Source organism: Microcystis sp. M090S1 (genome assembly GCF_020246295.1).
Classification (GTDB): Bacteria; Cyanobacteriota; Cyanobacteriia; order Cyanobacteriales; family Microcystaceae; genus Microcystis; species Microcystis aeruginosa.
This window is the reverse complement of record NZ_JADBTF010000206.1, coordinates 25,267-34,225: the sequence shown is the minus strand read 5'-3', so window position 1 is coordinate 34,225 and position 8,959 is coordinate 25,267. Positions and strand designations below refer to the sequence as shown.

Annotated in this window: 9 protein-coding genes; 3 read left to right on the top strand and 6 right to left on the bottom strand. The window is 40.0% G+C overall.

Annotated elements, in window-relative coordinates:
• Nucleotides 1-927: IS4 family transposase (locus tag IM477_RS09320; protein ID WP_287731470.1), on the bottom strand; the 927-nt coding region annotated here is incomplete at its 3' end.
• 219 nt (nucleotides 928-1,146) lie between these two features.
• Entirely contained in the window at nucleotides 1,147-1,494 is a 348-nt protein-coding gene (locus IM477_RS09315; RefSeq protein ID WP_249267806.1) for a hypothetical protein, read from the bottom strand.
• A gap of 243 nt (nucleotides 1,495-1,737) precedes the next feature.
• Here IM477_RS09315 and IM477_RS09310 point away from each other — a divergent pair, with 243 nt between their 5' ends.
• The 3 genes from IM477_RS09310 to IM477_RS09300 all read left to right on the top strand — a co-directional run bounded on the left by IM477_RS09310 (nucleotide 1,738) and on the right by IM477_RS09300 (nucleotide 4,029).
• Entirely contained in the window at nucleotides 1,738-2,370 is a 633-nt protein-coding gene (locus IM477_RS09310) for a Uma2 family endonuclease (RefSeq protein ID WP_287731467.1), read from the top strand.
• A gap of 272 nt (nucleotides 2,371-2,642) precedes the next feature.
• Nucleotides 2,643-3,428, top strand: coding sequence for a hypothetical protein (locus IM477_RS09305; RefSeq protein ID WP_287731466.1), 786 nt, complete (start codon nucleotides 2,643-2,645; stop codon nucleotides 3,426-3,428).
• Nucleotides 3,429-3,492: 64 nt separating this feature from the next.
• A complete protein-coding gene (locus tag IM477_RS09300; protein WP_287731465.1) occupies nucleotides 3,493-4,029 on the top strand; it encodes a type II toxin-antitoxin system VapC family toxin in 537 nt (178 codons plus the stop codon).
• 197 nt (nucleotides 4,030-4,226) lie between these two features.
• Here the strand turns inward: IM477_RS09300 and ppsA are convergent, their stop codons facing one another.
• The 4 genes from ppsA to IM477_RS09285 form a co-directional block, all read right to left on the bottom strand.
• Complete coding sequence (gene ppsA / locus IM477_RS09295; RefSeq protein WP_287731464.1) at nucleotides 4,227-6,668, bottom strand: phosphoenolpyruvate synthase; 2,442 nt, start codon at nucleotides 6,666-6,668, stop codon at nucleotides 4,227-4,229.
• A 196-nt stretch (nucleotides 6,669-6,864) separates the two neighbouring features.
• On the bottom strand, nucleotides 6,865-7,032 hold the full coding sequence (locus tag IM477_RS23045; protein WP_353845536.1) for a DUF3368 domain-containing protein: 168 nt from the start codon (nucleotides 7,030-7,032) through the stop codon (nucleotides 6,865-6,867).
• Between the two features lie 92 nt (nucleotides 7,033-7,124).
• The gene (locus IM477_RS09290; protein WP_287731463.1) at nucleotides 7,125-7,379 is read right to left on the bottom strand and encodes a UPF0175 family protein; all 255 of its coding nucleotides are present in this window, start codon (nucleotides 7,377-7,379) and stop codon (nucleotides 7,125-7,127) included.
• A gap of 73 nt (nucleotides 7,380-7,452) precedes the next feature.
• Entirely contained in the window at nucleotides 7,453-8,901 is a 1,449-nt protein-coding gene (locus IM477_RS09285; RefSeq protein ID WP_287731462.1) for a M16 family metallopeptidase, read from the bottom strand.
• Nucleotides 8,902-8,959: the final 58 nt, after the last annotated feature.

Genomic DNA, 8,959 nt, shown 5'->3' with positions numbered 1-8,959 from the left:
TAAGAGGAGCCAACTGATAGGATTAACCCCGGTATGCGGATTTTCTTCTTCAGCTAAAATTACCTGTAATTTTACCGGTTGACGAGGGGTCGCCTTGGAGTGATGGCTAGGTACTTGTATTTCAAAACTGGCCAATCTAACTGTTAGTTTAGCTAGTCTAGCCTCGTGATTAGGATTGCGTTTTACTTGCACATCTAAGGTCCCACAGGCTTTTATTTCTCTGATGGATTGATGTAAATATTTAGGCTCTGAATGCCCTGACCTTTGCTTGTCTTCGAGATAGTTAACTTTTCGGTTATGAGTTCCTCGAATTAATAAATGAGAGTTAGGACTTCTTGATTGGGCAAATAAATCAAATATGTCTGCCTCACAATCTCCGATTGTTACTACTTGAATATCTTCGGGTATTTGTTGTTGTGTTTCTGATAAAGAATCTAACCATCTTTGACTTTCTTTTTCTTGGGTTTCTCTTTTTTTGCGTTGCTTGGCAATCCCTAAATTCTTTTCTTCTCTTGCCCAGACATATTGATTAATCAGTCCTAAAGGTATTCCTTGCGCTGACACTCCTAAGGTGGTATGAACTTTGAGACCAAAGGATTTTTTACAATCTAGATAACCCATTCCCTTTTTGGCTTTTTGCGTCGTAAAGTCTAAACTTGTTGTGTCTTGCACTGCCAAAACTATTGGATGTTCTTTGATTCTTTCTACTGTACTTTTGGCCTGGGCGGCAATTATATCTGAGGGGTGAAAATAGGGGGAAGTCCAAAAGTCGTAGGTGGCACTCGCTGCGGCTAGATTTCCTGAAGCTTGTGGCACACTTGTACTAGGTTGACTGGCCAAGTTTTCCACGATACTGATTAACCTTTTCTTTCTTCTGGTGTCCCCTAGGTCTGCATACTGTAATTCTTGGGCTGCCCATTTCTCCATTTTTTTGCTTACCTCCACCTTAATTCCTTCTTTCAAAACTATACCTATCAATCGTTTCCCCTTTTTTTAAGTTTCTTCTCTTTTTGTTAAGAAAGATCCGACTAATGGATAGCTTATCAAGGGGGGCAGGGGGGATCGAACCCAAAATCCATTTTTAATTTAATTAAAACCAGCTACTTACCATTTTTCAAAAATCAATAGCTTGATTTGCCTCAATCATCAACTGTTGTCGGCGTTTTTTTCTGTTTCATCAGTAACTAAATCAGGATGAATTCTTTTTGCCACCTCTCGATACAGCTTCTTGAGACTATCTGAGGGACGAAAACCCCTAGAAGACTCCAGATAAGCCATATATTCGCTAATCTGTGCCTCGATATGCTCTAATTCCGCATAACGACTACCGATAATCTGAGTGTACTCTCGTTCAAAATTATGTAATTCAGCGTTTAAAGTGGTTAAATCTAGCTCTTTCTGCACTAATTCCGTCTCTAAGTCCGCTAATTCGAGACGTTTGCGCTCTAATTCCTCTTCTTCTGGGCTTTGTCGATAGACTAAACCGCCACTCATCTTCTTGTCCTAATTCCAGTTGATAGTCTTATTATAATTATAGTTCCCAAAATTAGACAAAAATTTTCTAGGAACCAACGAAATTTTCAATCGTTATCATCAAAAAAATTAAATCTTTATTGTCCAATGCACAAGTTATACTATTTGTCAATATTTTTGTACTAATTGCTACATAATACAAATGCTCGCTATAATAGAATTAAGTTGTTGACATTTTCTAGTTTTCACTTTTTACTTAGTCTTATGGTTTCGCGACTAGATAAAACTAACATCACTGAAATTATCTACCCCGATAGCGATGGTCAACCCATGGCCGATAATACCCTGCAATTTCGTTGGATTACGACAATTAAAACTAATTTAGACTGGCTATTTCGCCAGCAGTCTGATGTTTTTGTTGCGGGTGATTTACTCTGGTATCCTGTGGAAAATGATAATCAACTGCGTCAAGAGCCGGATATCATGGTGGTTTTTGGGAGACCAAAAGAGGAAAGGGATTCCTATCGACAATGGCTCGAAAATAATATTAGTCCCCAGGTGGTTTTTGAAATCCTCTCTCCGGGTAACACCCTCACGGAAATGGCCAAAAAACAGCTATTTTATGACCGTTTTGGGGTCGAGGAATATTATCTTTATGATCCCCATAAAAACGATGCCAGTGGTGGGATAAGAGGCGAAAATCAGCTAGAAATTCTGGAAACTCTCGATAATTGGGTTAGTCCCCGTTTAGGAATACGTTTTCAGTTAGGAGAACCGGAAATGTTGCTTTTTTATCCCGATGGACAAGCTTTCACTAGCTATAATGAGGAAAAACAACGAGCGGAACGATTAGCCAATAAACTGCGGGAATTAGGCCTTAATCCTGACGAAATCTAAGTTTATCTCTTGATCGCAGTTTAAAGTTAATCTTTGTTAAGAGACAACTAAAAAATAGCCATAGTGGGCTATATGTATTTTCAGTATGATGAAGTTAGTTGGCTTAGTACAAAAAAACTGATGTTCAGGGATAATTGCTTTAAGCACGGCTAGTCGGAGTCCTATAGGTGAAGTTTATCTCGTAAATCTTCAGTTTTCAGTGCCAAGTTTACAGTCTCACTGCCAACGGGTAGAAATTTCACAGGTACATTATAAATTGTATATGATATTTGATGACCAATAACGAAATTACAGTTAACGACTACTCATCCACTAGATTATCAAGGGCGAGATTGACTCTCAAGGTTGATGGTCCTTATTTTCCTATGGTGAAATTCCAAAAACTTTTAGAGAGTTTTTCTATAATCCTGACGGAAATTGATCAAGAAATATCAGATACGGGAGAGGTGGGAGTAGAGTGGGCAATTACGGAAGTTCAACAAGGAAGTATTATTATGACAGCCGAAGCAAATATCCTTGATGAACAGGTGGAAACTGAGCGTCCTCAAAGAATTATCAATGTTTTTAGAGATAGTTTAGAAGAATTGATTAAGGAAAAACCTCAACGTCCCTTGTACTTCAACAATAAAGCCCTGTATAATGTCAAGAAGTTTAGCGAATTAATCGATCCAAATGATTTTGCTGATATCGAGTTTTCTACGGAAAATTGGAGGTTTTATGTTACTAAAAATATAGCGGCTAATGTAGATGAAATTACTCAAAATTTTTACAGTATTTATGGCTCTATTGAAGGGCAGTTAGTATCTATTAATATTGCCAATCGTCAAAAGATGGGGATTCGTAGCCTAACTGATAACAAAATTATTAAATGTTTTTTTCCTGAAGAACTTTTTGAACAAGCTAGAGAAGCTTTAGGAAAAAGAGTTTATGTTTTTGGGTTAATTCGGCAGTATTTGCATGGAGAAAAAATCAATATTCAAGTGCAAGAAATGAAAGTTTTTCCTGAAAAATCTGCTGCCTCTTCCCTGTCTAATATTATCAATTCAATTAGAGGTTAGTCTTGAAAAAAAAGTCTATAGCGGTGTGCAGTCGTATGAGGTACAGTGTCACGAGCTATAAACCATGCTAGGCAAAGCTTGGTCTGTATCTCACTCAAGCGCTTACCGCTATATCAAAAAACATTATTGTGATTCGGGAATCTTTATCAGTTTTTTCAATGAAGAACCCCAGTATTATGAACAATGTAAGAATATTTTACTGGCAGCAGAACAGGGATATATTGAACTCTATACATCGGCTTTTACCATGGCTGAAGTTGTTTATATTAAATCTCTAAAAGCGAAACGAGATTTATCTGATTTAGAGCAGGAAAATATTATTAACAACCTATTTTCTAATGAATGGATAAAGTTAGTAGGATTTGAACGAGAGACATCGGAAATCAATCGTTATCTGATTAGGAGTTATCAACTACAACCCTTTGATGCACTACATCTCGCTACAGCGATTAGGATGAAGCTTGATTATTTTGATACCGTAGATCAAAAATTAATTGATAAAGTTCCACAAGAGGTTAATTTTTCTCCCAATTATCCCAAAAAAGTTATTATACAAAAGCCATTTATCGAGGGTTTTCAACCTCCCTTACCATTTCTATGATTAAACTGATGATATAACGGTTCTCACACCTGTGTGGCACAGTTAAACCTTTGCTGATTAAGCTTTTCAACATCGATAATGTACCTCTTGCGAACAGGAAACGCTATATATAATAATTAGCAATTAAATAGACTCGATTAATATTGTCAACATACCAAGACAAAAAAAGGTGGGACTTGCCCACCTTTGTCACTAAACTATTGTCCTTGCTCCACTGCTGCCACCATCAATAAAGTTTTGAGGACAGAATCAGGATTAAGACTGATAGAATCGATGCCTAATTCCACTAAAAATTGAGCAAATTCGGGATAATCACTGGGAGCTTGACCACAGATACCGATTTTGCGATTTTGGGCTTTAGCGGTTTCAATGGCCATTTTCACCATGCGTTTAACTCCCTCATTCCGTTCATCAAAAAGATGGGCAACTAGGGCAGAATCCCGATCTAATCCTAAGGTTAATTGGGTCAAATCATTAGAACCGATCGAAAATCCGTCAAACACCTGAGCAAATTGGTCGGCAAGAATTACATTACTTGGTAACTCACACATCACATAAACTTGCAAACCATCAACCCCGCGTTCGAGACCATTTTTCGCCATTTCTTCGAGGACTCTCATCCCTTCTTCGGGGGTACGACAGAAAGGAATCATCGGAATCACATTAGTTAATCCCATTTCTTCCCGGACCATTTTCAGCGCCCGACATTCCAAAGCGAAAGCCTCGCGATAATTAGGATCAGTATAACGGGAAGCGCCGCGCCAACCGATCATCGGGTTTTCTTCCTTGGGTTCAAAGGGTTTGCCACCCAATAAATTAGCGTATTCATTGGATTTAAAATCGGACATCCGCACAATTACATCTTTGGGGTAGAATGCGGCTGCAATCATGGCAATTCCCCGGGCCAATTTATCGACGAAAAATTGGGGTTTATCCTCGTAGTGTTTGGTTAATTCGGCGATTTGGTCTTTTACGTCTCCTTCTTCCAATTCGTGGAATTTCAGCAAGGCGCTGGGGTGGGCCTGAATATGGTTAGCGATAATAAACTCTAGACGTGCTAAACCGACCCCTTGGGCAGGAATATCGGCAAAAGCGAAGGCTTTTTCGGGATTACCGATATTCATCAGGATTTTTGTCCGAGTTTGGGGCAAATTATCCAGGGGAGTTTCAATAATTTCAAAGGGTAGCAATCCGAGGTAAACTTTCCCTTCATCCCCCTCCGCACAGCAAACGGTGACTTCCTGACCGGTTTTAATCGTTTCCGTGGCATTATTGCAACCCACGATCGCCGGAATGCCCATTTCTCGCGCGATAATAGCGGCATGGCAAGTACGACCACCCTGATTAGTAACGATCGCGCTTGCTTGTTTCATAATCGGTTCCCAGTCGGGATCCGTGCGATTGGTGACGAGAACTTCTCCCGGTTTAAAGTTGTTGATTTTATCTACACTGAGGATGACTCTGGCTTTTCCTTGACCGATTGCCGCACCTACACTCCGTCCCACCGCTAAAACTTGACTTCTTTGCTTAATTTCGTAGGATTTAAGGATATTAGCGGCTTTTTGCGATTGTACGGTTTCTGGACGCGCCTGAACGATAAAGAGTTCTCCCGTGATCCCATCTTTTGCCCATTCGATGTCCATGGGGGTGTAGGTTCCGCGCACTTGCGAGTAATGTTCCTCGATTTGGGTCGTCCAACGGGCTAAAGTGAGGATTTCTTGGTCATTAATGCAGAATTGATCCTGTTCTAGCTTGTTAACTCGGATATTCTTGGTTAGACGCGATCCTCCATCATCGTAGATCATCTTGATCGCTTTACTGCCGAGGCGTTTGTCGAGGATGGGTTTGTAACCGTTTTTAAGAGTGGGTTTAAAAACCAGATATTCGTCGGGGTTAACGGCTCCTTGCACGACATTTTCCCCTAAACCGTAGGCTGCCGTGATTAAAGCGGCATTTTTGAACCCTGTTTCCGTATCGATGGAAAACATCACCCCGGAGGTGGCTAGATCTGAACGCACCATTTTTTGGACACCGACGGAAAGGGCGACGGCAAAGTGATCGAAACCGTTATGATGACGGTAGGAAATAGCGCGATCGGTGAATAAAGAGGCAAAACATTTATGGCAAGCTTCTAAAACTCCCCTCACTCCTTGCACGTTGAGGTAGGTTTCCTGTTGTCCGGCAAAACTCGCTTCTGGTAAGTCTTCGGCAGTGGCACTCGAGCGAACGGCCACATCGATGGAATGATAGAGATCATCGCCATAACGTTCACAGAGTCGGCGATAGGCAATAGCGATCGCATGACTTAAATCATCGGGGAACGGTGTATTTAAGATTAATGTGCGCGCTTGTTTACCTTTTTCTTGCAAGTTTTGGACATCGTTTTCGTCTAAATCTTGGAAAATTTGTCTTAATTGTGCGTCTAGTCCGGCTTTTTCGACAAATTGACGGTAAGCGTAAGCGGTGGTGGCGAATCCTGTGGGGACATTAATCCCTTTCGGGGTTAATTGTTGGATCATTTCGCCTAATGAGGAGTTTTTCCCACCGACTAATCCTACATCTTTGCTGTCTACTTCTTCAAACCACAGAATTAATGCTTGTTCTCTAGAGGTTCTCGCAACATCTTGTAGTAGCATCATAAGTATTTTTACCTCTGTACTTTATACTTTCAGTTTAGCGACATACCATCTTCAAAAACCCTTGAGTTTGATATTTATTTACAAAACTCTATAATAGCAAACTCAGCCACAATCACCCTATCTCTAAAGGGTTTAATTGTCTAGCTACTTAACACAAAAATTAATACTTTAGTTGAGAGAATGACTCGATTATTTATTACTCTCCAGCTTGTTTTAAAGCGAAACTAATGACCCTTGCACTAATTCTTATGCCTCGATTTTGCATTCGAGTTATGGCTAATTTAATTGAAATTGGATAGCCTTCTTGCTTGGCACGAAGTAATACTAAATCCGTTGAGTATAGGCTACATATCAGGACAGGCACTCATGCAAGAGGCAAAACGGAGAATAAATAATCAGTTTTTAATAACCGGATTTAGTATTAAAGGTGAGGTATTAATCACAATACGTTCAGTTTTAGGCATTTTCAAAGTCTGATAATAGTTCTTCTTCTGTTAAGTCAATCATCGCTACGCCAAAATCGGTCAATTTCACTAAAAAATTAACCCTATCCACTCCTAATAAATTGGCAGCCATACCCGATGAAATACGTTTCATCTCAAAGAGTTTTACTACCATAGCCCAGGTTGCTTCTCTCTCGAATTCCTCGCGGGTTTTTTGAAGAAAGTCGGGTAAATTTTCAGGATAATTTATTGTGAGTTGTAAAGTCATATCTCGTGCTATATTTGTCTCATTTTTTTAGGTTGGATTTCACCTAGTTTAGCTCCATCCAACCTAGATTTATTTATAGTTGTGTAATGGTGACATCAACAGTTTTAACCGTGGTTCCCAAACTGGATAAAGGAGGTTGAATTTCCTGTTCATTACCCACTACTAGAGTCACAATTTGATTCGGTTGCAGATATTGTTGGGCCACTCGTTGAATATCGGCAATTGTCACCCCTTTTACCGCTTGTTGATAACGGAAGATAAAATCTTGGGGATAACCATAGTATTCATAGGTCATCAATCGCGATAAATTTTGAGCAGGTTTCTCAAACTTAAAAACAAAAGAATTGAGAATAGCATTTTTAGCATCTTCCAATTCTTTGGCAGTAACGGGTTGATTGCGAAGTCGCTCGATTTCGCCTAAAATTGCCTTAATAAAAGGCACGGTAGCATCGGTGCGAGTTTGACCTCCAGCAATAAATAAACCGGGATAATCATAACGACTATTCCAGATACCATAGACAGAATAAGCTAATCCTTGACGGGAACGCACTTCATTAAATAAACGACCACCAAAACCGCTTAAAATCTCATTTAATACCGTTAAAGCGGGATAGTCGGGACTATCCAAACGACCCCCAAGATGACCTAATAAAACGCTACTCTGGGTTAATTGGGGTTGATTGACAACAAAGACACCTTGAAGATTTTTTTGGGTTGCAGAAGGGGTGACAATTTTAGGGGCAGTTGCGGGATTTTTCCAATCACTAAAAGTCTTATTGATTAATGCTTTCATCGACTGAGAATCAAAATCACCGACAATTCCTAAAATTATTTGGTCGGGACGGACATAGGTACGATAAAAATCGATTAAATCCTGACGGTCAATATTAGCTAAAGTGCTATATTCTACAGTACGAGCGTAGGGGCTATTATCACCATAGACTAGCTTTTTAAACTCCCGACTAGCAATATCATCGGGATCATCATTACGTCGGGCAATCGCCCCTTTTTCCTGAACTTTGGCTAATTCTACCCTCTGACTTTCAAAAGCTGGGGAACGCAAAACCTCGGCAAAGAGATTAAAAACTGTTTCTAAATCTTCACTAAGAGCGCTAAAACTAGCAGTTCCAGCGTTAAGATCGATCGAGGTTTCTACTAGGGCTGCTCTTTGTTCTAATAATTGATTTAAGACATTAGAAGGATGTTTTTCCGTGCCACCACTACGCAGCACGGTTCCAGTAATATCGGCTAATCCGACTTTTTCCCCGGATTCTAATCTCCCTCCTGTCCGAATCATCGCCGTACCACTTACTAAAGGTAGGTTCCGATCCTCCACTAAATAAACCACCATACCATTATCTAGTTGATAGCGCTCGTATTGGGGAACTGTAACTTCAGGAAGGGGAGGAAAAGTTAAATCGGTAAAATGTCGCGGGGTTTGGGCAATTGCCGGGGAACGAAAAGCTAGGACACCTATCAGGGTGATCAGGATTAAACCTAGCCATTGTAAGCGTTTTTTCATGATTATATTTATTTTAGGTTTTGGGTGTTAGGGTGTTAGGGTTTTAGGGTGTTGGGGT